At 67.7% G+C, this 22,558-nt stretch carries 18 protein-coding genes and 2 tRNA genes; 7 read left to right on the top strand and 13 right to left on the bottom strand.

Annotated elements, in window-relative coordinates; genetic code table 11:
- Positions 1-39 precede the first annotated feature (39 nt).
- Complete coding sequence (locus tag JZ791_RS13870) at positions 40-999, bottom strand: thiamine-phosphate kinase (RefSeq protein ID WP_216894873.1); 960 nt, start codon at positions 997-999, stop codon at positions 40-42.
- A 176-nt stretch (positions 1,000-1,175) separates the two neighbouring features.
- Between JZ791_RS13870 and JZ791_RS13865 the strand changes: the two genes are divergently transcribed.
- The gene (locus tag JZ791_RS13865; RefSeq protein ID WP_308162916.1) at positions 1,176-1,958 is read left to right on the top strand and encodes a DUF3515 domain-containing protein; all 783 of its coding nucleotides are present in this window, start codon (positions 1,176-1,178) and stop codon (positions 1,956-1,958) included.
- 191 nt (positions 1,959-2,149) lie between these two features.
- Here the strand turns inward: JZ791_RS13865 and JZ791_RS13860 are convergent, their stop codons facing one another.
- Both JZ791_RS13860 and JZ791_RS13855 read right to left on the bottom strand, forming a co-directional pair.
- On the bottom strand, positions 2,150-3,247 hold the full coding sequence (locus JZ791_RS13860; RefSeq protein ID WP_216894811.1) for a D-alanine--D-alanine ligase family protein: 1,098 nt from the start codon (positions 3,245-3,247) through the stop codon (positions 2,150-2,152).
- Positions 3,248-3,281: 34 nt separating this feature from the next.
- On the bottom strand, positions 3,282-4,277 hold the full coding sequence (locus JZ791_RS13855; RefSeq protein WP_216894809.1) for an NAD(P)H-dependent glycerol-3-phosphate dehydrogenase: 996 nt from the start codon (positions 4,275-4,277) through the stop codon (positions 3,282-3,284).
- A 106-nt stretch (positions 4,278-4,383) separates the two neighbouring features.
- Between JZ791_RS13855 and cofC the strand changes: the two genes are divergently transcribed.
- The 3 genes from cofC to JZ791_RS13840 all read left to right on the top strand — a co-directional run bounded on the left by cofC (position 4,384) and on the right by JZ791_RS13840 (position 8,488).
- A complete protein-coding gene (gene cofC / locus JZ791_RS13850; protein ID WP_216894807.1) occupies positions 4,384-5,151 on the top strand; it encodes a 2-phospho-L-lactate guanylyltransferase in 768 nt (255 codons plus the stop codon).
- Positions 5,152-5,339: 188 nt separating this feature from the next.
- On the top strand, positions 5,340-7,544 hold the full coding sequence (locus tag JZ791_RS13845) for an RNA degradosome polyphosphate kinase (protein WP_216894805.1): 2,205 nt from the start codon (positions 5,340-5,342) through the stop codon (positions 7,542-7,544).
- The gene (locus JZ791_RS13840; protein ID WP_308162915.1) at positions 7,541-8,488 is read left to right on the top strand and encodes an NUDIX hydrolase; all 948 of its coding nucleotides are present in this window, start codon (positions 7,541-7,543) and stop codon (positions 8,486-8,488) included. The genes JZ791_RS13845 and JZ791_RS13840 overlap by 4 nt, the downstream gene beginning before the upstream one ends.
- Before the next feature lie 100 nt (positions 8,489-8,588).
- Here JZ791_RS13840 and JZ791_RS13835 read toward each other — a convergent pair whose 3' ends face one another.
- The 3 genes from JZ791_RS13835 to leuC form a co-directional block, all read right to left on the bottom strand.
- The gene (locus JZ791_RS13835) at positions 8,589-9,206 is read right to left on the bottom strand and encodes an HU family DNA-binding protein (protein ID WP_216894803.1); all 618 of its coding nucleotides are present in this window, start codon (positions 9,204-9,206) and stop codon (positions 8,589-8,591) included.
- Between the two features lie 156 nt (positions 9,207-9,362).
- Complete coding sequence (gene leuD / locus JZ791_RS13830; RefSeq protein WP_216894801.1) at positions 9,363-9,971, bottom strand: 3-isopropylmalate dehydratase small subunit; 609 nt, start codon at positions 9,969-9,971, stop codon at positions 9,363-9,365.
- A 29-nt stretch (positions 9,972-10,000) separates the two neighbouring features.
- Complete coding sequence (leuC, locus tag JZ791_RS13825) at positions 10,001-11,425, bottom strand: 3-isopropylmalate dehydratase large subunit (RefSeq protein WP_216894799.1); 1,425 nt, start codon at positions 11,423-11,425, stop codon at positions 10,001-10,003.
- A gap of 94 nt (positions 11,426-11,519) precedes the next feature.
- Here leuC and JZ791_RS13820 point away from each other — a divergent pair, with 94 nt between their 5' ends.
- Both JZ791_RS13820 and JZ791_RS13815 read left to right on the top strand, forming a co-directional pair.
- Complete coding sequence (locus JZ791_RS13820; RefSeq protein WP_216894797.1) at positions 11,520-12,221, top strand: IclR family transcriptional regulator; 702 nt, start codon at positions 11,520-11,522, stop codon at positions 12,219-12,221.
- A gap of 114 nt (positions 12,222-12,335) precedes the next feature.
- A complete protein-coding gene (locus JZ791_RS13815; protein ID WP_216894795.1) occupies positions 12,336-12,836 on the top strand; it encodes a pyridoxamine 5'-phosphate oxidase family protein in 501 nt (166 codons plus the stop codon).
- A 154-nt stretch (positions 12,837-12,990) separates the two neighbouring features.
- Here the strand turns inward: JZ791_RS13815 and JZ791_RS13810 are convergent.
- The 4 genes from JZ791_RS13810 to JZ791_RS13795 form a co-directional block, all read right to left on the bottom strand.
- A tRNA-Glu gene (locus tag JZ791_RS13810) sits at positions 12,991-13,063 on the bottom strand.
- A 38-nt stretch (positions 13,064-13,101) separates the two neighbouring features.
- Positions 13,102-13,173: transfer RNA gene (locus tag JZ791_RS13805), tRNA-Gln, on the bottom strand.
- 166 nt (positions 13,174-13,339) lie between these two features.
- Positions 13,340-14,800, bottom strand: coding sequence for a glutamate--tRNA ligase (gltX, locus tag JZ791_RS13800; protein WP_216894793.1), 1,461 nt, complete (start codon positions 14,798-14,800; stop codon positions 13,340-13,342).
- A 14-nt stretch (positions 14,801-14,814) separates the two neighbouring features.
- Positions 14,815-15,588, bottom strand: a complete 774-nt coding sequence (locus JZ791_RS13795) for a fumarylacetoacetate hydrolase family protein (protein ID WP_216894791.1) — start codon at positions 15,586-15,588, stop codon at positions 14,815-14,817.
- A gap of 158 nt (positions 15,589-15,746) precedes the next feature.
- Here JZ791_RS13795 and JZ791_RS13790 point away from each other — a divergent pair, with 158 nt between their 5' ends.
- Positions 15,747-16,928 carry an MFS transporter gene (locus JZ791_RS13790; protein ID WP_216894789.1) on the top strand — a complete coding sequence of 394 codons (1,182 nt, stop codon included), beginning with the start codon at positions 15,747-15,749 and terminating at the stop codon, positions 16,926-16,928.
- 190 nt (positions 16,929-17,118) lie between these two features.
- On the opposite strand, the gene JZ791_RS13785 is transcribed toward JZ791_RS13790, so the two are convergent.
- The 3 genes from JZ791_RS13785 to JZ791_RS13775 form a co-directional block, all read right to left on the bottom strand.
- On the bottom strand, positions 17,119-18,126 hold the full coding sequence (locus tag JZ791_RS13785; protein ID WP_216894787.1) for a 3-isopropylmalate dehydrogenase: 1,008 nt from the start codon (positions 18,124-18,126) through the stop codon (positions 17,119-17,121).
- 358 nt (positions 18,127-18,484) lie between these two features.
- Positions 18,485-20,083 carry a phosphoglycerate dehydrogenase gene (gene serA, locus JZ791_RS13780; protein ID WP_216894785.1) on the bottom strand — a complete coding sequence of 533 codons (1,599 nt, stop codon included), beginning with the start codon at positions 20,081-20,083 and terminating at the stop codon, positions 18,485-18,487.
- A 263-nt stretch (positions 20,084-20,346) separates the two neighbouring features.
- Complete coding sequence (locus JZ791_RS13775; RefSeq protein ID WP_216894783.1) at positions 20,347-22,380, bottom strand: ATP-binding protein; 2,034 nt, start codon at positions 22,378-22,380, stop codon at positions 20,347-20,349.
- Positions 22,381-22,558 lie beyond the last annotated feature (178 nt).

Genomic DNA, 22,558 nt, shown 5'->3' with positions numbered 1-22,558 from the left:
CCCGCCGGCTCCGCAAGCTCCGCCGGCTCACCATCCCCGTTACGAAAACGATTCCCAGCCGACCGGTCCGGACCACGCCACGCCGTCAACCGTGACACCCGACCCGCCGGCGACTCGCCCGACTCGTGTCCACCCATCCGGAATGTCCTGTCCCGCATTGAATGTCGCGGCGAAGGCGTGATCCTCACCACCGGTGAGAACCCAGTGCAGCGGATCCACGCCGAGCTCCCGCGCGATGGCGTCCAGCGACGCGTCACGCACCGCGGCAGAGTCGAGATCGACAGCCACGGCCGAAGATTCGGCGATATGCCCGACATCCGCGAGCAGCCCGTCGGAGACATCGGTCATCGCGGTGATTCGAACCTCGGGCGGCAGATCCAGCACGGCCCGATAGGGCGGCCGCGGAACCCGATGCGCGGCAACCGCATCCGGGTACCTCCCCGGATCGAGTCCGGCGCTCAGCACGGCCAGCCCGGCCGCCGAACGGCCCAGCCGCCCGGCCACCGCCACGACATCCCCCGGCGCCGCGCCCGACAGCAGCACCGGCGGGCGCAGCGGATCTCCGAACGCTGTCACCGAGATGATCACCAGGGGCGCGCGCACCACATCCCCGCCCGCGATCGATGCGCCCGCGCGCTCGCCCTCGGCCCACATCCCCTCGGCGAGGCCGTCGACGAAGGCAACCGGGGTGTCGGCGGGACAGCCGAACGACACCACGAACGCGCTCGGCGCGGCGCCCATCGCGACGACGTCGGCGGCGTTCTGCGCGATCGCCTTGGCGCCGATATCGCGCGGGCTCGACCAGTCCAGCCGGAAGTGCCGATCCTGTACCAGCATGTCGGTGCTCACCACATACCGACCATCCGGGGCCGCGATCACCGCACCGTCGTCACCGGGGCCGAGCAGCACGCCCGGCGTCTGGGTGCGCCCGGCGTTCATCCGCGCGATCAGCCCGAACTCGCCCAGCTCACGCACCGATCGCGCGTCCTGCTCGGCGATGGCCGTACGTTTGCGGGTGGTGATGAGCGTCTCCTTTCACGAGCCACTACTACGGGCCGCCGTAGGAGCGGACGCACGCGACGCTACCCTTGGCGGGTGAGCGGAGCGAAGCGTAGCGAACCATCGGGCCAGCGCGCCGTGCGCACGACGGGGCGGAGCGCCGGCGAGGTGGAGCTGTGAGCAGCGATACGGACCGTCCGGACGGCCCGGCGTCGTCACAGCCGCAAACCTCCCCGGCGACGCCCTCGAGCGACGCCGCGACAATCGAGGCCGGAACTGTGATGACCGACGCCGATGTCACGACGCCCGATGCCGCATCGGCCGAGAGTGCCGCATCCGCGCCCAAGTCGGAGTCGGAACCGGGGTCCGCCGCGACGACCGGTACAGACTCCTCCGACCGCTACAGCCTCGAACCCGAGGAACCCAAGCGCCACCCCGCGCTCATCGCCACCGCCGTGGCCCTCCCGGTGGCCTTGATCGTCGCCGTGCTGATCATCGCGGTGGTGTCCCGCCAGAACCCCGTACGCGAGCCGCTGGCACTGGGTGGCGTCCCACAGCCCGCCGCCACCGGCGGGGCGTGCACCGCCCTGCTCCCGGCTCTGCCGGCGAAGCTCGGCGACTACACCCGCGCCGCCTTGGCTCAGCCGGCTCCCCCGGGAACCGCCGCCTGGCAACTCCCCGACGGCGGCGATCCGATCGTCCTGCGTTGCGGCCTGGACCGCCCCGCCGAATTCACCAAGTCCGCCGCTCTCCAGGTCATCAACGGCGTCAACTGGTTCGAGGTCCGCGACCCCGCGAGCGGAAACACCTCCGGCACCTGGTACATCGTTGACCGCAGCACCTATATCGCCGTCACGATGCCCGACAAAGCAGGCCCCACCCCGCTCCAGGACATCTCGAACACGACCGCCAAAGCTCTGCCCGCCCAGCCGATCAATCCGGGCCCGATCCCGAACTAGGGCCGTCGCAGCACGGCCCGAATTCGAGTCGACGCCGACCCGGCCGGGCTACCGCCACTCGGGTTCTTCGGCGCATGAGGGCCGATCAGCGCCGCTTTCCGAGCGTCCGATCACCTTGCGCCACATCCGCGTACGCGATGATCACCAAGCCGGGCAGGGCGAGTAGCACCCGCCTGGGGGACCGGCGAAATTCAGCGCAGGCCGGTGCCCCGGGCCAGGGCCGTCTCGACGAGAGTGCTGACCAAATCTGCGTTATCGATGCCGGTGGCCTCCCACATGCGCGGGTACATCGAGATGGAGGTCATGCCGGGCATCGTGTTGATCTCGTTGATCACCGGCCCCTGCTCGGTGACGAAGAAGTCGACGCGGGCCAGGCCCTGGCAGTCCAAGGCGCGGAACGCCGTCACCGCCATGTCGCGAACCTGCTGGGTCATGTCGTCGTTCAGCTTGGCGGGGATGTCGAATTCGCAGACGTCGTCGAGGTATTTGGTGTCGAAGTCGTAGAAATCCGGCACCTCCGACTGGCTCTCCTCCGGCATCCGGATCTCGGCCAGCGCACTGGCCTGCACCCGGCCGTCCGGGAATTCGAGCACGCCGCATTCGATCTCGTGCCCGACGATGGCGGCCTCCACGATCACCTTCGGATCGTGCCCGCGGGCAACGGCGATGGCCTCGTCCAGGCGATCCCAGCTGTCCACCTTGGTGATGCCGATGGACGATCCCCCACGCGCGGGCTTGACGAACAGCGGCAGCCCCAGGCGCGCCCGGTCGGCCTCGCGCACGGTCGCCACGCCGGGCCGCAGCACCACGTGGTCACCGACCGGAATCCCCTCGACGGCAAGGAGTTTCTTCATGAACTCCTTGTCCATGCCGGTGGCGCTGGCCAGCACCCCGGGCCCGACGTACGGCAGCCCGGCCATCTCGAGCAGGCCCTGCACGGTGCCGTCCTCACCGAATGCGCCGTGCAGCACCGGGAACACCACATCGACCGCGCCCGGGCCCGCCGTGCCGTCCAGCGGCAGCAGGCTGCCCTCGCGCGTCGGATCGGCCGCCAGCATCAGCTCGGTCCCGGATCCGTCCACCGAGGGCAGTGCGCGGTCGGCGATCGCCAAGGCGCGGGCGTCCGATCCGCTCAGCACCCAGGTCCCCTCGCGGGTGATTCCGATCGGCACGGCCTCATACCGTTCGGGATCGAGGTTGCGTAGCACGAAGCCCGCGGACACACACGACACCGCGTGCTCGTTGCTTCGACCACCGAAGACCACCGCGACCCGAATCCGGTTGCTCATGTCCCGAACCGTACCCGCTGATCGGGCGAATTATTCATTCCGGCTTCATCCGTCGACCGAGCAGTCGACCGACCGCCTCGGCCACCGACAACCCCTCGTGACACACCTGGTGCACCGAGGTGGTCAGCGGCATCTCCACATCGTGCCGTTCGGCCAGCGCGCGAATCGAGGTGCACGACTTGACACCCTCGGCGACCTGGCCGTGGGTGGCCTGCTGCGCCGACTCCATCGACCCGCCGGCGCCGAGCGCATATCCGAAGGACCGGTTGCGCGACAGCGGCGAGGTGCAGGTGGCGACCAGATCACCGACCCCGGCCAGCCCGGCCAGCGTCACCGGATTCGCGCCGAGCGCCACGCCCAGCCGAATGATCTCGGCCAGCCCCCGGGTGATGAGGCTGGCGATCGTATTGTCGCCCAGGCCCATTCCGGAGGCGATTCCGCAGGCCAGGGCGATCACGTTCTTGCACGCGCCGCCGATCTCGCAGCCGACGACGTCGGTGTTGGTGTAAGGCCGGAAATATCCGGTGGCGCACGCGTGCTGCACCGCCTCGGCGCGCGCGGCATCCGCGCAGGCGATGACCGTGGCGGCGGGCTGCTCGGCGGCGATCTCGTGCGCCAGGTTCGGCCCGGACAGCACCGCGACGCGCCCCGGATCCGCCCCGGTGACCTCGGCGATCACCTCGCTCATCCGCAGCAGCGTGCCGGTCTCGATCCCCTTGGCCACGCTCAGCAGGGTCGCGTCGGATTCGATCGCGCCGCGCCAGCTGGCCAGGTTCTCGCGCAGCGACTGGGACGGAACGGCGAGCACGACGATCTGAGCCCCGGACAGTGCGGCGGCGTGGTCGTCGGTGGCCCGGATGCCGTCCAGCCGTATATCGGTCAGATAGGCCGGATTACGGTGCTCGGTGGCCAGCGCCTTGGCCACCTCGGGTCGCCGGGCCCACATCGTCACCTCGGTGCCCGCATCGTTCAACACCTTCGCCAGTGCGGTACCCCACGATCCCGCACCCATCACTGCCGCCCTAGTCACACGTTCGATAGTGCCACCCCGCCTATACGCGCGCCGCGATACCCGACGGTATTCCGCTTACCTGGCATGACGTCCACCACTGCACCGGACATGGAACGATGGTCACATGCGTCCGGATGCCGTCCACGCCGTGATCGCGGTGAAGAGCCTCGAGCGTGCCAAGACACGACTCGCGCACGAGCTGCCGCCCCAGGCTCGGTCGCGGCTGGTCCTGGCGATGCTGTCGGATACCGTGACCGCCGCGCTGGCCGCCGGTGTCGGCTCGGTGACCGTGGTGACCCCCGATCCGGAGGTCTCCGCCCTGGTGCGCGTGCTCGGTGGCGCGGTCCACGCCGATCCGACACACCCGGACAGCGACGGATTCGACAGCCTCGACATCGCCCTCGCCGACGGGGTGGCCGGGGTTGTCGCGGCCACCGACAGTCTCAACCTGGCGCTCGCCGACGCCGCCGCGGCCGTGCGGCACAGGCACGGCGCGGTCGATCTGCTCGCGCTGCAGGCCGACCTGCCCGCCCTGCGCCCGGGCGAGTTGCGCGACATGCTGACCACCGCACCGGCGAGCGGCCGCGCCCTGGTCGCCGATCACACCGGTCAGGGCACCGCCGCGCTGCTCGTACGCGCCGACGCGGCCCCGCTGGCGCCGCTGTTCGGCCCGGATTCCGCGCGCCGCCACGTCGATTCGGGCGCGAAGGACCTGGCCGGCGAATGGCCCGGGCTGCGGCTGGATGTGGACACCGCCGAGGACCTGCGCGCCGCGGTGCTGCTGGGCGTCGGCTCGGCCACCGCAGCCCTGCTGGGTGACATCGGGTGGCCGCACCGAGTTCACGGAGATCTCACACGGAGGTGCGATACGGGCCATATGTGTGCCAGATAATTGCTCAAAACTGCGTCGATGGGGGAACCGGCGGCACCGACTCAGACATAAGGAATGATTGTGACCGTGCGCGAGCTCGAGACAACCCCAGCGATCCCCGTTTCCCTGTCATGCCCCGGCATCGGGGTGGTGCGCCGAGCGCAGCGGAGCGAACCATCGAACGCAGGGCTCCTGGAGGGTGTGCGGCTATGAGTGACACCGACACCGTCCACCAGCCCCCGCGACTACCGGCGCCGCCGCCCGCCGTGGACCCGCAGCCGGAGACCAGCACGCAGCCACAGTTGCCGGCCGATCGCTACCTCAACCGGGAGCTGAGTTGGCTGGACTTCAACGGCCGCGTGCTCGCCTTGGCCGAGGACCATTCCGAGCCGCTGCTCGAGCGTGCGAAATTCCTGGCCATCTTCGCCTCGAACCTGGACGAGTTCTATATGGTCCGGGTCGCCGGGCTCAAGCGCCGCGCCACGGCCGGGCTGTCGGTGCGCTCGGCCGACGGCCTGTCGCCGACCGAGCAGCTGGAGCTGATCGCGGCCAGCGCCCAGGAGCTGGCCTCCCGGCACGCGCGTGTATTCCTGGACGATATACAGCCCGCCCTGCGCGAGGAGGGCATCGCCATCATCGGCTGGGCGGATCTGGACGACGAGGAGCGCCAGCGCCTTTCGGGATATTTCCAGGACCAGGTGTTCCCGGTGCTGACCCCGCTGGCCGTGGATCCGGCGCACCCGTTCCCGTACATCAGCGGCCTGAGCCTGAATCTGGCTGTGACGGTGAAAGATTCCGATACCGGCGGCGAGCACTTCGCGCGCGTGAAGGTGCCGGACAACGTCGACCGGTTCGTCCGGGTGCGGCGCACCGGCACGCGATTGCTCGCGCGCGACGCCGACCCCTCGGTCCCGCCGGTGAACCTGGCGGCGTTCCTGCCGATGGAGGACCTCATCGCGGCGCACCTGGATCAGCTGTTCCCGGGAATGGATGTGGTGGAACACCATTCGTTCCGGATCACCCGAAATGCCGACTTCGAGGTGGACGAGGACCGCGACGAGGATCTGCTCCAGGCACTGGAACGCGAGCTGGCCCGGCGACGTTTCGGATCTCCTGTGCGCCTGGAGGTTTCCGACGACATGACCGAGCACATGCTCGATCTGCTGCTGCGCGAGCTGGACGTGGACCCGGGCGACGTCATCCAGGTGCCCGGCCTGCTGGACCTGTCCTGCCTGTGGCAGGTCTACGGCGTGGACCGGCCCGCGCTCAAGGACGCGCCCTACGTGCCCGCGACCCCCGCGGCCTTCGGTGAAAGGGAAACCCCCCGAAACGTTTTCGCCGCGCTGCGGGAGGGCGACGTGCTCGTGCACCATCCCTACGACTCGTTCTCCACCAGCGTGCAGCGTTTCATCGAGCAGGCGGCCGCCGATCCGCAGGTGCTGGCGATCAAGCAGACGCTCTACCGCACCTCCGGCGACTCCCCGATCGTCAACGCGCTCATCGACGCCGCCGAGGCCGGTAAGCAGGTGGTGGCCCTGGTGGAGATCAAGGCCCGGTTCGACGAGCAGGCCAACATCAAATGGGCGCGCGCGCTGGAACAGGCGGGCGTGCACGTGGTCTACGGCCTGGTCGGGCTCAAGACACACTGCAAGACCTGCCTGGTGGTGCGCCGCGAGGGCGCGACCATCCGCCGCTACTGCCATATCGGCACCGGCAACTACAACCCGAAGACCGCGCGCCTGTACGAGGACGTCGGATTGCTCACCGCGGCACCGGAAATCGGCGCCGATCTGACCGATCTGTTCAACTCGCTCACCGGATACTCGCGAAAGGCCTCCTACCGCAACCTGTTGGTCGCGCCCAGCAGTGTGCGCTCGGGCATCATCGAACGGATCCAGCGCGAGACCGAACTCGCCGAGCAGGGTCACGAGGCACGAATCCGGCTGAAGGCCAATGCGATCGTCGACGAGCAGGTGATCGACGCGCTGTACCGGGCCTCGCAGGCCGGGGTGCCGGTGCAGATCGTGGTCCGCGGCATCTGCGGACTGCGCCCGGGCGTCAGCGGGATGAGCGACAACATCGAGGTGCGCTCGATCCTCGGCCGTTTCCTCGAGCATTCGCGCGTCCTGCACTTCCAGGCCCAGGACGAGTACTGGATCGGCAGCGCCGATATGATGCACCGCAATCTGGACCGGCGCGTGGAGGTCATGGCGCAGGTCAAGGACCGCAGGCTGACCGAGCGGCTGGCCGGGATGTTCGATTCGGCCCTGGACCCGGCGACCCGGTGCTGGGTGCTGCAGGCGGACGGGACCTGGAAGGCCGGTCCGACCGCGACCGAGGTGGCCGATCAGGGCGAGCGGGTGCGCGACCATCAGCAGTACCTCATGCGACTGCGACGGCCCGATCAGCAGTGAATCGTTCCGCAGCACCGGATTCCGGCGGAGCGATCCCCGACCCCCGAGTGGCCGCCAATATCTTCGCCGCCGGTGCGGTCGTGTGGCGTCGCGGTCGTAGCGGCGCGCTCGAGGTGGCGGTGGTGCACCGTCCCAAGTACGACGACTGGTCCCTGCCCAAAGGCAAGCTCGATCCGGGCGAGACCGCGATGATCACCGCGGTGCGCGAGGTGGCCGAGGAGACGGGTCTGAACACCCGTCTGGGCCGCTATCTGGGCAGGGTCACCTATCCGGTCACCGGGCACCGCAAGATGAAGCGTGTGGACTATTGGTCCGCGACGATCAGCGACGGCGAATTCACCACCAATTCCGAGGTGGACGTGCTGCGCTGGTATCGCGTGGATCAGGTGATGAATGCGCTGTCCTATCCCATGGATCGCAGCATCGTGCGCCAATTCCTGCGGTTTCCCCCGGACACGGCCACCCTGCTGCTCGTCCGGCACGCCAAGGCGGGCCGCCGTGGCCACTTCTCCGGCCCGGACGACGAGCGTCCGCTGGACAAGTCCGGCCGGGTCCAGGCGCATGCGCTGGCGCCGAATCTGGCGACGTTCGGCATCTCGGAGATCTACTCCGCGCCGGTGCGGCGTTGCGTGCAGACGGTCGAACCGCTCGCCGAGCAGCTCGGGGTCGACATCGCGCTCGAACCGCTGATGTCCGAAACCGCTTATGCCGCAGCGCCGGACGACGCGCTGAAGCGGGTGCGAGAGCTGGTGTCACCGGAGGCCGTGCGCGTTATCTCCAGTCAGGGCAAGGTGATTCCGCCGCTGCTGGCCGAATGGGCCGAAACCGACGGTGTCACACTGCCTCCCGCGCGTAACCGCAAGGCCAGCGCCTGGGTGCTGTCGGTGTCCGACGGACAGCTGGTGGCCGCGGACCATCTCGACACCGCACTGCGCCCGCTGTAGAGCCGAACCAGCGAGGCCCGCCCCGGACCTCCGACGAAGCGGAGGCCACCGAACACGAATCGGCCCCGGCCACATGGCCGGGGCCGATATCGTCGAAGCGTCAGCGCCGAGCGGTCCGCTTGGCGGCGGTGCGCTTGGCGGCGGTCTTCTTCGCGGGCGCCTTCTTGGCCGTGGTCTTCTTGGCCGTGGCCTTGACCGCGGTCTTCTTGGCCGGCGCCTTCTTGGCGGCGGCGGTCACCTTCTTGGCGACCGTCTTCTTCGCCACCGTCTTCTTGGCGGGCGCCTTGGCCGCGACCTTCTTCGCCGTGGTCTTCTTGGCGGTCGTCTTCTTGGCGACCGTCTTCTTGGCCGCGGCCTTCTTGGCCGTCTTCTTGGCCGCGCCACCCGATACCGCCGGTGCAACACCGCGTTTCACGGCCGGACCGGCCGCCGCGATCTTCTGCTTGCCGGCGATGATGGCCTTGAACTGCGCACCGGGACGGAACGCAGGAACCGAAGTGGGCTTGACCTTGACGGTCTCGCCGGTACGAGGGTTACGCGCCACCCTCGCAGCGCGCTTGCGCTGTTCGAACACACCGAATCCGGTGATGGTGACGCTGTTGCCCTTGTTCACCGCGCGCACGATCGTGTCGACAATCTGCTCGACTGCCGCAGTGGCCGTGCGCCTGTCAGTACCCAACTTTTCGGTCAGAACGTCGATCAGTTCCGCCTTGTTCATTGAATCCTCCGCAGACTAATGGCCCGTCGTCGGACCGACTAGGTACCACGGTAAACCTTCAATGGGCAAGAGTCTATGTGCCACGCCAAAATTCATGTGGTGTGGCACACGCACAGCTACCGTGATTGGTAGCTCCCAGCTAACGCCCCGGTACGTTTAGGCCGGTGAAATGGCGTCCGGAATGGTCTTGGGTTTCCAACCTGGCCTTGCCTTTTCGTACAGGTCGATCGCCTCTTCCTGGCGGAGAGTGAGCCCGATGTCGTCCAATCCCTCGAGCAGCCGCCACCGGGTGTAGTCGTCAATTTCGAAGGGCAACACGACGGTTCCGAGGGTCACCGTGCGCGCTTCGAGGTCCACGATCAATTCCTGACCGGGATGTTCCTCGAGCAACTTCCAGAGCAATTCGACATCATGTTGTGACATCCGGGCGGCCACCAGACCACCCTTACCGGCGTTGCCGCGGAAGATGTCGCCGAAGCGCGAGGAGATCACGACCTTGAAGCCGTAATCCATGAGCGCCCAAACGGCGTGCTCGCGTGAGGATCCCGTCCCGAAATCCGGACCGGCTACCAGGACACTACCCCGGTTGTACGGCTCGGTGTTCAGAATGAAGGTCGGATCCGAGCGCCAGGCCGCGAACAGACCGTCCTCGAATCCCGTTCGGGTAACGCGCTTCAGGTATACCGCCGGGATGATCTGGTCGGTATCGACGTTGGACCGGCGCAATGGCACCCCGATCCCCTTGTGCACCTTGAAGGCTTCCATGAGTTCTCCTGAGTATGTGGGTATAGGTGTCAGTTCAGATCCGCAGGTGAGGACAGGGTTCCCCGGATCGCGGTGGCCGCGGCGACCAGCGGCGAAACCAGGTGCGTACGCCCGCCTTTGCCCTGCCTGCCCTCGAAATTCCGATTGGACGTCGAAGCACAGCGCTGACCGGGGGAAAGCTGATCCGGATTCATACCGAGACACATCGAACAACCCGCCTGACGCCATTCCGCGCCGGCCTCGGTGAAAATCTCGCCCAGCCCCTCGGATTCGGCCTGCGCGCGCACCCGCATCGACCCGGGCACGATCAGCATTCGAACCCCGTCGGCCACCTTGCGACCCTGCAGAACCCCCGCTACGGCCCGCAGATCCTCGATTCGGCCATTGGTGCACGAGCCGACGAAAACGGTGTCGACCGTGACCGCGCGAAGAGGAGTACCAGGCTCCAAATCCATATAGCGCAGTGCCCTCTCGGCGGTCTCGCGCTCGATCTCGTCGTTCATCGCGGCCGGATCCGGCACCGCGGCGCCCAGCGGCACACCCTGTCCCGGGTTGGTGCCCCAGGTCACGAACGGTGTCAGCGCGGAGGCGTCGATATGCACCTCGGTGTCGAAACTCGCGCCCGGATCGGTCTTCAGGGCCTCCCAGTTCGCTACGGCCTCATCCCACTGGGCGCCCTGCGGCGCATGTGGGCGGCCCTTCAGGAATTCGTAGGTGGTCTCGTCAGGGGCCACCATGCCCGCGCGGGCGCTGGCCTCGATGGACATATTGCACATCGTCATCCGCGCCTCCATCGACATGGCGCGCACGGCCTCACCGCGGTACTCGATCACATATCCCTGACCGCCGCCGGTGCCGATCTGCGCGATGACGGCGAGAATGACGTCCTTGCTGGTGACCCCGTCGGGCAACTGCCCGTCGATGTTCACCGCCATGGTCTTGAACGGGCGCAGCGACAGCGTCTGGGTGGCCAGCACATGCTCGACCTCGCTGGTGCCGATGCCCATCGCCAGCGCACCGAACGCGCCGTGCGTGGAGGTGTGCGAATCGCCGCAGACCACCGTGGTCCCCGGCTGGGTCAGGCCCAGCTGCGGGCCGATGACGTGCACGATGCCCTGCTCGATATCGCCCATCGGATACAGGCGAACCCCGAATTCCTCGCAGTTGCGCCGCAGCGTCTCGACCTGGGTGCGCGAGACCGGGTCGGCGATCGGCTTGTCCAGGTCGGCGGTGGGGACGTTGTGGTCCTCGGTCGCGATGGTGAGATCGGGGCGGCGCACGGGCCGCCCGGCCGCGCGCAGCCCATCGAACGCCTGCGGGCTGGTCACCTCGTGGACCAGGTGCAGGTCGATGTAGATGAGGTCGGGTTCGCGCGCCTCGCCCTCACCCTTGCCCTGGGTGACGACGTGCTGCTCCCAGACCTTCTCCGCCAGTGTGCGTGGCCGGTCGGCCATCATGACCACCTTTCGGTAGAGATTCGCGCCGAAAATGGGCTGACGACGCGAGCGTATTTGCATATCTCACTATTCGAGACGTTAATATCGTCCTATGAGACAGCATAGCGGTATCGGGGTGCTCGACAAAGCCATGGCCGTGCTCTACGCGGCCGCCGAGCAGCCCTGCGGGCTCAATGAGCTGTGCACCCGCACCGGCCTGCCCCGCGCCACCGCGCATCGCCTGGCGGTCGGCCTGGAGACCCACCGCATGCTGGCCCGCGACGCCAACGGCCTGTGGCGGCCGGGCCCGGCCCTGTCCGAGCTGGCCAGCTCGGCTCAGGACCCGATCCTGGAGGCCGCGGCGGCAGTCCTGCCGCGGCTGCGGGAGATCACCGGGGAGAGTGTGCAGCTGTACCGGCTGGACGGCCATTCCCGGGTCGCGGTGGCGGCGATGGAGCCCGCGGCGGGCCTGCGCGACACCGTTCCGGTGGGCGCGCGCCTGCCGCTCACCGCGGGTTCGGCGGCCAAGGTGTTGCTGGCCTGGGCAGATCCGGAGTTGCAGCGCACGGTCCTGACCGAGGCGGTATTCGGCGAGCGGGCGCTGGCCGAGGTGCGCAGGCGGGGCTGGGCACAGAGTGCGGCCGAGCGCGCGGCAGGCGTGGCCAGCGTCTCGGCCCCGGTGCGCGATTCGTCGGGCGCGGTAGTGGCCGCAGTGTCGGTGTCGGGCCCGATCGACCGCATGGGCCGGCGCCCTGGAGCCCGCTGGGCCGCCGACCTGGTAGCCGCCGCCGACGCCCTACACAAACGCCTCTGACCAGAGCCGACCGCCCAACCCACCCGAGCAAGGCAACCCATTCGAGCAACTCGGGATGCCAGCGCATCACCGATCTCAGCGCAGCCGTCGTACGCCGTAAACTACAGTCGGTCCATGGGAGTGAATCAACGATCGCAGATCGTGATGTCGGATACCGAGGTCACGGAGTTTCTCGAGCGCAGCCGCATCGCCAACCTCGCCACCCTCGGTCCCTCGGGCGTGCCGCACCTGACCGCCATGTGGTACGGCCTGGTCGACGGCCAGATCTGGTTCGAGACCAAGGCCAAGTCCCAGAAAGCCGTGAACATCCGCCGCGACCCCCGGGTGACGGTCCTGATCGAGGCGGGCGACAGCTACGACCAGCTGCGCGGCGTCTCGATCGAGGGCCACGCCGAGATCGCCGACGACCCCGAGGCCCTGTTCCGGGTGGGCGTGAGCGTCTGGGAGCGCTACACCGCCCCCTACACCGAGGACATGCGCCCCTACGTCGAGCAGATGCTCAACAAGCGCGTCCCGATCCGCATCGTCCCCGACCGCATCCGCAGCTGGGACCACCGCAAACTGGGCACGCCAGAAATGGCCCCGGGCGGCTCCACCTGGCCCCTGAAAAACTGAACCACCACAGTCCACCCCCACTCGAGCAACCAGCTGGAAGGGGGGTCCGGGGGGCGAAGCCCCTCCGGGCCGGGGCTTGGGGGCCGCGCCCCCAAAAAACACAACGAAACAGGCCTGGCTCATGCTCTCCATGAGCATGAGCCAGGCACCTGTGTAGTCCCGACGGGATTTGAACCCGCGCTACCGCCTTGAGAGGGCGGCGTCCTAGGCCGCTAGACGACGGGACCAGGACGAGTCGAGCGGGCTCGACGCCCGGCTCACTCTGCTGGGGTACCAGGACTCGAACCTAGAATGGCTGAACCAGAATCAGCTGTGTTGCCAATTACACCATACCCCAATGACCTGGGCTTTCGGCCTCCATCCCGTGGGCTGGGGGCTTGTTTCCGGGCCGGGGAGAAGAGTACCAAACCCCTCCCATAGTTCTCCAAATCGGCTGGTCAGAGGCTCACCCGCGCCGTTCGAGGGTGCGGGTGAGCCTGCTGCGGCCGATCATGTCCCGACCGTCACGCTCCGGCGGCCGCCCGCAGTCGCTGCATCGTGACCTCCCGGCCCAGCAACTCCAGCGACTCGTACAGCGGCGGGCTGATGTGCGAACCGGTCACCGCGACGCGCACCGGCGCGAACGCCTCACGCGGTTTCAGGCCCAGATCGTCCACAAGCGCCGTTTTCAGCGCCTGCTCGAGCGCGGGTGCCGACCAGTCCGAAACGCCCTCCAGCGCCGCGATGGCGGCCCGTACAACCGGTTCGGCATCAGGTCCGAGATTCTTTTGCGCGGCGTCCGGGTCGACGGCGAACTCCGATACCGGCACGAACAGGAACTTCAACAGATCCCAGGCATCGCCGAGAACCACGATCCGGGTCTGCACCAACTCCGCCGCTGCCACGAAAAGGGCATCGTCCACTTCCGCGCCGATGTGACCGTGGGCAGTGAGGTAGCTGCGAAGTCGATGAGCGAAATCCGCCGGCTCCAGCAAACGAATGTGCTCGGCGTTGATCGCGTCGGCCTTCTTCTGGTCGAACCGGGCCGGATTCGAATTTACTTTCGATATGTCGAAGGCCGCAACCATCTCCTCCATGGAGAAGACATCCCGGTCCTCGCCGATACTCCAGCCGAGCAAAGCCAGGTAATTCAGCAAACCTTCGGGAATGAATCCCCGGTCCCGGTGGATGAACAGATTCGACTCGGGATCGCGCTTGGACAACTTCTTGTTGCCGGCGCCCATCACGAACGGCAGATGACCGAACTGCGGGGTGAACTCGGACACCCCGATTCGCTGCAGCGCCTCGTGCAGGGCTATCTGCCGCGGGGTGGAGGAGAGAATATCCTCGCCGCGCAGTACGTGGGTGATCCGCATCAACCCGTCGTCGAGCGGGTTCACCAGCGTGTACAGCGGTTCACCGGTGGCCCGGGTGAGCGCGAAGTCGGGGACCGACCCGGCCCGGAAGTTCATTTCACCACGCACCAGATCGCGGAACGCGATGTCCTTGTCGGGCATCCGCAACCGGACGACCGCACCCCGGCCCTGCGCCTTGTACTCGGCGATCCGCTCGGGTGTCAGGTCGCGATCGAAGTTGTCGTAGCCCAGCTTCGGATCCCGTCCGGCGGCGCGGTGGCGGGCCTCGACTTCCTCTGGCGTGGAGAACGATTCGTACGCTTCGCCCGCCTCCAGCAACTTCCGGACGGTATCGAGATGCATCTCACGTCGCAGTGACTGCCGGTATGGCTCATAGGGTCCGCCGACCTCGGGACCCTCGTCCCAGGTGAGTCCGAGCCAGCGCAGCGCGTCCAGCAGCGCACGGTAGGATTCGTCGGAATCGCGTGCGGCGTCGGTGTCTTCGATGCGGAACACGAACTTACCGCCGTGGTGCCGGGTGAACGCCCAGTTGAACAGCGCGGTGCGGATGAGGCCGACGTGCGGCGTCCCGGTCGGCGACGGGCAGAAACGGACCCGTACGTCTGTCATATCTCCACTCTCGATCAGCGTTTGGCGGCAACGGGATTGGTGAGGGTGCCGATGCCCTCGACCGTCACGGAGACGGTTTGCCCATCTTGCATGGGTCCTACACCCTCGGGGGTGCCGGTGAGGATGACATCGCCGGGCAGCAGCGTCATCACCGTGGAGATCCATTCGATCAGCTTCGGAATATCGTGCAGCAGAAGTGATGTCCGGCTACGCTGGCGGACCTCGCCGTCGAGCTCGGTTTTGATCTCCAGATCCGTTGGGTCCAGTTCGGTTTCGATCCACGGACCGAGCGGGCAGAACGTGTCGTACCCCTTGCCGCGAGTCCACTGACCGTCGTGCTGCTGCTGGTCACGGGCGGTGACGTCGTTGGCGATGGTGTAGCCCAGGATCACCTCCCTCGCACGCGCGGCCGACACGTCCTTGCACGGGCGGCCGATCACGATCGCCAGCTCACCCTCGTAGTCGACCCGAGAGGAACTGGGCGGCATGACGATTGCGGCGTTCGGGCCCACGATCGAGGTATTGGGTTTGATGAAGATAACCGGATCCTTCGGCGCCTCGCCACCCATTTCCTGGGCGTGCGCGGCGTAGTTCTTGCCGATACACACCACCTTGCTGGCCAGGATCGGCGCGAGCAGTCGCACATCGGCCAGCGGCCAGGATCGGCCGGTGAAGGTGGGCGTGCCGAACGGATGTTCGGCGATCTCCCGGGCGACCGCCTCTGATTCCGGACCTTCGATACTCACGAACGCGACCCCATCGGGGCTGGCAACTCGACCTAGACGCATGACTTGCATCCTATCCACCAGGTGGTATAGGGCCGACCACCCGGTCTGCACCCGCGCGCGAGGGCAAAGGATTCGCCCGGTGCGAACTCGGCGTGTACGGTGAGCGCAGGTTCATAACATGAGATTTGAATCTCATAATGTGAGATTGAGGTGAGGATATGGCGACCGTGACCGAGCAGCGCACCTACCGACGGTGGGCCATGCTCGCCCTGGGAGTCTTCGCACAGGCCGCCAGCGCGGTGATGAGCAACGGTGCGCCGTTCCTTTTGCCCGCCCTGACCCGTCACGGAATGCCCTTGGCCACAGCCGGTCTGCTGGTCGCGATGCCCATGGTCGGCATGGTCTGCACCCTGATCCCCTGGGGATACGCGGTGGACCGGTTCGGCGAGCGCACGGTGCTGATAGTCGGCCCGCTGGTGATGTTCGCCGCCGGCGCGGCCGCCGCCACCACGACGAATTACATTGCGCTGGGGGCATTGCTCCTACTGGCCGGTATCGGCGCGGCGAGCACCAACGGCGCCAGCGGACGGGTGATCGCGGGCTGGTTCCCGCCCGATCAGCGCGGCCTGGCGATGGGCATCCGGCAGACCGCCCAGCCGATCGGCGTGGGCATCGCGGCCATGGCGATCCCGGCAATCGCTGCAACACACGGGTTTTCCACCGCCGTGCTGGTGCCCGCGCTGATGGCGGGCGCGGCCGCGATCGGCTGCGCGATCGGGATCGTCGATCCACCCCGTCCCGAACGTACTGATACACAGACCAATTCGGACAACCCATACCGAGGGGACATGACACTGTGGCGGATCCACGGGGTCTCGGTGCTGCTGGTCATCCCGCAGGCCACCGTGTGGACCTTCGCCCTGCTGTGGCTGAACCGCGACGTGCACCTGTCGCTGGGGCTGGCGGGCGCGCTGGTGACCGTGACCCAATTGCTGGGCGCCGCCGGACGTGTCGGCGCGGGCATCTGGTCCGACAGGGTCGGCAGTCGCCTGCGCCCGCTGCGCACCGTCGCAATCGCCGCGGTGTTCTCGATGGCCGCCCTGGCCCTCACCGCCTGGCTGCACTGGTGGTGGGCCGCCCTACCGGTGCTGGTCGTGGCCTCGGTGATCACCGTCACCGACAACGGCCTGTCCTTCACCGCCGTCGCCGAGATCGCGGGCCCCTTCTGGAGCGGCCGCGGCCTGGGCATCCAGAACACCGGCCAGTTCGTGGCCACCGCCGCCGTAGCCCCGGTGTTCGGCGCCCTGATCACCGCCGCCGGCTTCCCGGCCGCCTACCTCGCCGCCGCCGCGGTCGCGGTAGCCGCAGTCCCCTTGGTCCCCAAGGACCGTCGCCGGTAGACAGACGAAAAGGCCCGCACCCGGGAATGTTCCGGGTGCGGGCCTGCATCGTATTCAGGCCGGCGCGGCTCGGGTTCAGGCCGGCGCGGCTCGGGCGGAATCAGAAATCCATCAACTCAGCAGGGTCGAACTCGACCCGAAACACCTTGCCCGCCTGCACATCTGCGGTGAAAATCGTCCCTCCGAGACATCAGACCGAGGCGGCGATGCGGTCGCCGATCTCGACGGTGGACGACGCACCCGCGCGGGAGGCGAGGTCCTTGGCGACGGCCGATTCGATGCGGGCGGCCTCCTCGGGCTTGCCGACGTGGTTCAGCAGGAGGGCGACCGAGAGGATGGCGGCGGTGGGGTCGGCCTTGGACTGGCCCGCGATGTCGGGGGCGCTGCCGTGGACGGGCTCGAACATGCTCGGGTTGGCGCCCGAGGCGTCGATATTGCCCGAGGCGGCCAGGCCGATGCCGCCGGAGACCGCGGCGGCCAGGTCGGTGATGATGTCGCCGAACAGGTTGTCGGTGACGATCACGTCGAAGCGGCCCGGGTCGGTGACCATGTGGATGGTCGCGGCGTCGACGTGCTGGTAGGCGACCTCGATATCGGGGAACTCCGCGCCGACCTCGGTCACCGTGCGCTGCCACAGGGAACCGGCGAAGGACAGCACATTGGTCTTGTGCACCAGGGTCAGGTGCTTCCGGCGCTTCTGTGCGGCGGCGAAGGCGTAGCGGACCACGCGCTCGATGCCGAAGCGGGTATTGGTGCTGACCTCGGTGGCGACCTCGTGCGGGGTGTTCACCCGGATCGCGCCGCCGGTGCCGGTGTACGGCCCCTCGGTGCCCTCGCGCACCACCACGAAGTCGATCTCCGGATTACCCGACAGCGGGCTGCTCACGCCCGGGAACAGCCGCGACGGTCGCAGGTTGACATGATGGTCCAGTTCGAATCGGGTACGCAACAGCAGCCCGCGCTCGAGCACGCCCGGTGGCATCGACGGGTCCCCGATCGCGCCCAGCAGAATCGCGTCGTGCTGCTTCAGCTCGGGCAGCACCCCATCTGGCAGCACCTCGCCGGTCGCGTGATACCGCTTGGCCCCCAGATCGTACTGAGTCTTCTCGACTCCGGGCACGACCGCGTCGAGCACCTTCAGCGCCTCGGCGATGACCTCGGGACCGATACCGTCACCGGGGATGACTGCCAACTTCATAAGGGCAAGACTCCGTTCGCTCGTTCGCGCGGCCGACCCGGGCGCGGTTCTCACAGCGCCCAGCCCGGTCGATCCTCAGATTCACCCGCGCGGCCACAGGCCACGCGATCCCACCCGAACATCGGTCCGGACAGCAAGTAATCGTCACCCTATCCGGTACCCGGAATCACCCGTCCACCAGGGCAAGCAGGTCCCAATCCGTGAGAAATGCCACCCAGCACGGGCACAGTTGAAGCCAACAGCGCCATGCCTGCTCACGGTCGCGAGAGACGGTCACAGCATCCCGTCGTCGGCCTCGCCCGGACAGCACCGCGCCCCTCCCACACCAGTGAGAGGGGCGCGGAGGCGACGACTCGGCTCAGCTGAGGTCGACCACGACAACCTTCGATGCGCCCACGGCCTCGGTGATCGCGGCCTGCACGTCGGCGGGTACCTCGGTGTTCACACGGAGAACCACTGTGGCGCCGTCGGAAGCCACATCCTGGCTCAGCTGGGCGGCGTGGATGTCGATACCGGCATCGCCGAGCGTGCTGGCGATCCGGCCCAGCGCGCCGGGGCGGTCGTCGTAGTTCAGCACGGCCAGGTTCAGGCCCTCGGCGCGCATGTCGTAGTTGCGGCCGTTGATGTTGACGATCTTCTCGACCTGCTCGGGTTCGGTCAGCGCGCCGGATACGTTCAGGGTGCGGCCGTCGCCGAATACCGCGCGCAGGTCGACCATGGCGCGGTGCGAGGGGCTCTCCGACACGGCGTTCACGGTGGCCTCGATGCCGCGATCCTTGGCCAGCGAGGGCGCGTTGACAAAGGTGACCGAATCCTCGATCAGCGCCGAGAACACTCCGCGCAGCGCCGCGAGCTCCAGTACCGCGACGTCGTGTGCGGACAGCTCGCCGCGCGCCTGCACCTCGAGGCTGACAGGCAGCTCGCTGGCCAGCGCGCCCAGCAGCGCGCCCTGCTTGCGCACCAGTTCCAGCCACGGCGCGACGAACTCGTCCACCGCACCGCCGGTGACGTTCACCGCACCGGGCACGAATTCGCCTGCCAGCGCGAGCAATACGGACTTGGCCACATCGGTGCCCGCGCGGTCCTGCGCCTCGGTGGTGGACGCGCCGAGGTGCGGGGTCACCACGACCTGCGGCAGCTCGAACAGCGGGCTGTCGGTGCAGGGCTCGGTGGAGAACACGTCGATGCCGGCGCCGCGCACCTGGCCGGACTTGATGGCATCGGCCAGCGCGGCCTCGTCGATCAGCCCGCCGCGCGCGGCGTTGACGATGATGACGCCCTTCTTGGTCAGCGCCAGCTTCTCGGCGGACAGCAGGCCCTTGGTCTCGGGGGTCTTGGGCAGGTGCACCGAGATGAAGTCGGCGCGGGCGAGCACCTCGTCCAGGGTCAGCAGCTCGATGCCGAGCTGAGCGGCGCGCGCGGGCGAGACGTAGGGGTCGTACGCGACGATCTTGGTCTCGAAGGCGGCCAGGCGGGCGGCGAACAGCTGGCCGATGCGACCCAGGCCGATCACGCCGACGGTCTTGCCGAAGATCTCGACGCCGTTGAATTTGCTGCGCTGCCAGGTGTGCTCGCGCAGGGTGGCGTCGGCCGCGGGGATCTGGCGTGCGGCGGACAGCAGCAGGGTGACCGCGTGCTCGGCGGCGGTGTGGATATTGGAGGTGGGCGCGTTGACGACCATGACGCCGTGCGAAGTGGCCGCGGGCACGTCGACGTTGTCCAGGCCGACACCGGCGCGGGCGACGATCTTCAGGTTCTTGCCGGCCTCGAGCACCTCGGCGTCGACGGTGGTCGCCGAGCGCACCAGCAGCGCGTCGGCCTCGGGCACCGCGGCCAGTAGTTCGGGCCGGTTGGGACCGTCCACCCAGCGCACCTCGACACCGTCGCCGAGCGCATCGACGGTCGACTGGGCGAGCTTGTCGGCGATCAGAACAACAGGGCGGCCATGTTGGCTCACGGGAGGCACTCCTGGGGAAAGGGAACGGCAATTATCGCGGACCAGCTTAATCCGCCGGATTCCGGCTGGGGGTGCGGGTGGTGATAGGGACCTGTCACCTCAGTGAACTTCGATCGGCGCCAGCCTCGGTGCCCGACGCCTCGCCCCGAGATCGCCCATGCACGACAGCCCATCCCGCTGCCCCGGCCCGCTCGCGAGCCAAGGCAGCGGGCCGACCCCTCGCTCCGGTTCGGTGCTCGCCGGTGATCCGCGCGATACCGCCGCTACACCGCCTCCGCGCTGTCGTCGTCCGCACCGCGCATCGCGTAGACCCGCTCGAGGAAGTCCCGATGCGCGCGCAGCGTCGAATCGAGCAGCTCCCGCCAGGTGCGGCGGTCCACCCGGGCGTCGCTGTCCAGCGACGAGCGTGAGGCCGGACGCAGTCTATCGATGTGGTCGACGATGAACGTCAGCCTGCGGCGCGGGAATTGGACTCCGATGCGCGGATTCTCGGTGAGGAAGGTGTCCAGCGCGTACAGATAGTTGATCGCGCGGTTGTACTCCTCGTCGGTGAGGTGGTAATCCATCCGCTTGATCTCCACGATCCACAGCTCGCCGGCGTCGTGCAACAGGACGAAATCCGGTTCGCGCTTCTCGCTGCCGATGGCCGTGGTCACCAGCGTGGCGCCGAATTTCTGTGCGTACCACCGCTCGAAGGCCGCACGCACGCGCTTGAGCGATTCGTTCATACCCAGCGGAGTCCACTCGGGGGCAAGCAGCCAGGGCGCACGCTCGATCAGCTCCTGGAACGGCCGCTCGAGCGAGCGTTGGTCATCGATCAGCCCGCGCAGCTTGGCCACCACCGCGACCCGCTCGCCGGCGATCTGCCCGAGCGAGTAGATCTCGGCCACCCTGGCCCGTTCGAACAGCGCGACCACCACGTCCAGATGCGGATCGGCGTCCTCGGCGATCTGCTGCAGTGTCTCCAGCAGGCTGCGCTGCGGTCCCAGCGACAGTGCCAGGCGCATGGTGCTTTCCACATGTCCGGGATCGTCCAGGGCGGCCCGGTCCTTGTTCGCCACCAGGATTCGGGCGGCGGAGACCACGGACTCGCGAAACATCTTGTCACCCGGGGCGATCGCCTCGAGAACCTCGTAGATAGTGGACTTCTCGACGAACTCCTCCCACACCCGCCGCCGAATCGAGCGCTCCCCCCGCCTGCCGATCTCGGAGATCAGCTCGCGCCCCCACGCCGCGAGAGCCTCTCCGCGACCGGAGTTCCAGATGATGTCCTGGCGGTCCGAGCGCACCAGATCCTCGTCGTCGTCCAGCCAGTCGACATGGATCGCGCCGACCAGATAGGAGCGCAGCTTGAATTCGCCGGTGAATCCGTGCCCGATGCCGAAATCCCTGGTCTGCGCGACGATCTTGCCGCGCGCGTAGATCCGCACCCCGGCCATGGCCTCGTCGCGATAGGGCTGCTTGGAGTACGCGATCCAGCCGGTGACCGGCAGGTACTGCCGTCCGACGTGGACCGGACGGGTGGACACGTCGACACGGGTCTCCTCCATCACATCGATCGCCAGATCGCTGAGGATGAAGCTCTCCTGCTTGCCCTGCGCGGCGCTGTTGTGCACCTCGACGCGCCAGTCCGTGCGCTCGATCCCGAACCGCGCGGCCAGCTGCCTGCTCAGCTCCGGGCCCGAATTCACCCGTTTGCGAAAGAAATTCCGCAGAATCACCGTGGTGCCCCGGTGCGAGCTCAGGGTGCCGTCGAGTTCGCCGGCGGCCGGGAAGTAGTCGGATTCGGTGTCACACAACATATCGTCGAGATCCAGCACGATATGTGCGACGGGCCAACCGTTCTCGGTGCGGTCGGCGTCGGTGCTGCCCGCGCTGATCACCTCGATGGTGCCGCAGATGCCGAAGGCCGACAGCTTGCCTATTCCCTTGCGGCCCATGACCGGTCGGTGACGCTCGCGCGACAGATCCGAGCCGGTGCGCATGCGGCGGTCGGAGCCGACCATCAGGTAGTGCTGGTTGACCTCGTCGGCGGTCATGCCGTGGCCGTTGTCGGAGACCACGATCTCGTATTGGGGCTCGGAGGCGCCCCGGACCGATCCGGCCAGGGTGACGCCCCACGGCAGCGATACCGCCACCTCGGTGGCGTCCGCGTCGTAGGAATTGGCGATGAGTTCGGCCAGTACGGCCGAGACCCGGTCGTAGAGTCTGATGCCGAGCTTATCGATGGCCAGCCGGCTGATCCGCATCGTGTACTTGTGATCAGCCCGCACGTCGTCGTACAGAGGTTCGTACATGATCGGGCCTCCCACGCGCCCGTCGGCAGCCGCTGTTCAGCTACCTGTAAGCACCATCTTCAATGGCCTCATTGACCAGGGGTTTAACGGTAAACGTCCAGGTCGTCACAACAGCATTCCGGAATTGCGGCAGACCTCTCGAAATCATTACCGACTGGTCTGCTCGAAAACCGTTGGA

It is taken from the genome of Nocardia alni (assembly GCF_019038435.1).
GTDB lineage: Bacteria > Actinomycetota > Actinomycetes > Mycobacteriales > Mycobacteriaceae > Nocardia > Nocardia alni.
Note: the sequence above shows the minus strand (reverse complement) of the source record. Positions and strands in the feature narration are given on the sequence as shown.

Bases quoted from the DNA above. Each gene is read 5' to 3' on its own strand.
- JZ791_RS13820 (WP_216894797.1), top strand. From the start codon at position 11,520: ATGAGACAGCATAGCGGTATCGGGGTGCTCGACAAAGCCATGGCCGTG.
- JZ791_RS13795 (WP_216894791.1), bottom strand. From the start codon at position 15,588: ATGCGTCTAGGTCGAGTTGCCAGCCCCGATGGGGTCGCGTTCGTGAGT.
- JZ791_RS13815 (WP_216894795.1), top strand. From the start codon at position 12,336: ATGGGAGTGAATCAACGATCGCAGATCGTGATGTCGGATACCGAGGTC.
- leuC (WP_216894799.1), bottom strand. From the start codon at position 11,425: ATGGCCGACCGGCCACGCACACTGGCGGAGAAGGTCTGGGAGCAGCAC.
- JZ791_RS13835 (WP_216894803.1), bottom strand. From the start codon at position 9,206: ATGAACAAGGCGGAACTGATCGACGTTCTGACCGAAAAGTTGGGTACT.
- leuD (WP_216894801.1), bottom strand. From the start codon at position 9,971: ATGGAAGCCTTCAAGGTGCACAAGGGGATCGGGGTGCCATTGCGCCGG.
- JZ791_RS13775 (WP_216894783.1), bottom strand. From the start codon at position 22,380: ATGTACGAACCTCTGTACGACGACGTGCGGGCTGATCACAAGTACACG.
- JZ791_RS13785 (WP_216894787.1), bottom strand. From the start codon at position 18,126: ATGAAGTTGGCAGTCATCCCCGGTGACGGTATCGGTCCCGAGGTCATC.
- gltX (WP_216894793.1), bottom strand. From the start codon at position 14,800: ATGACAGACGTACGGGTCCGTTTCTGCCCGTCGCCGACCGGGACGCCG.
- JZ791_RS13790 (WP_216894789.1), top strand. From the start codon at position 15,747: ATGGCGACCGTGACCGAGCAGCGCACCTACCGACGGTGGGCCATGCTC.
- JZ791_RS13845 (WP_216894805.1), top strand. From the start codon at position 5,340: ATGAGTGACACCGACACCGTCCACCAGCCCCCGCGACTACCGGCGCCG.
- JZ791_RS13860 (WP_216894811.1), bottom strand. From the start codon at position 3,247: ATGAGCAACCGGATTCGGGTCGCGGTGGTCTTCGGTGGTCGAAGCAAC.
- cofC (WP_216894807.1), top strand. From the start codon at position 4,384: ATGCGTCCGGATGCCGTCCACGCCGTGATCGCGGTGAAGAGCCTCGAG.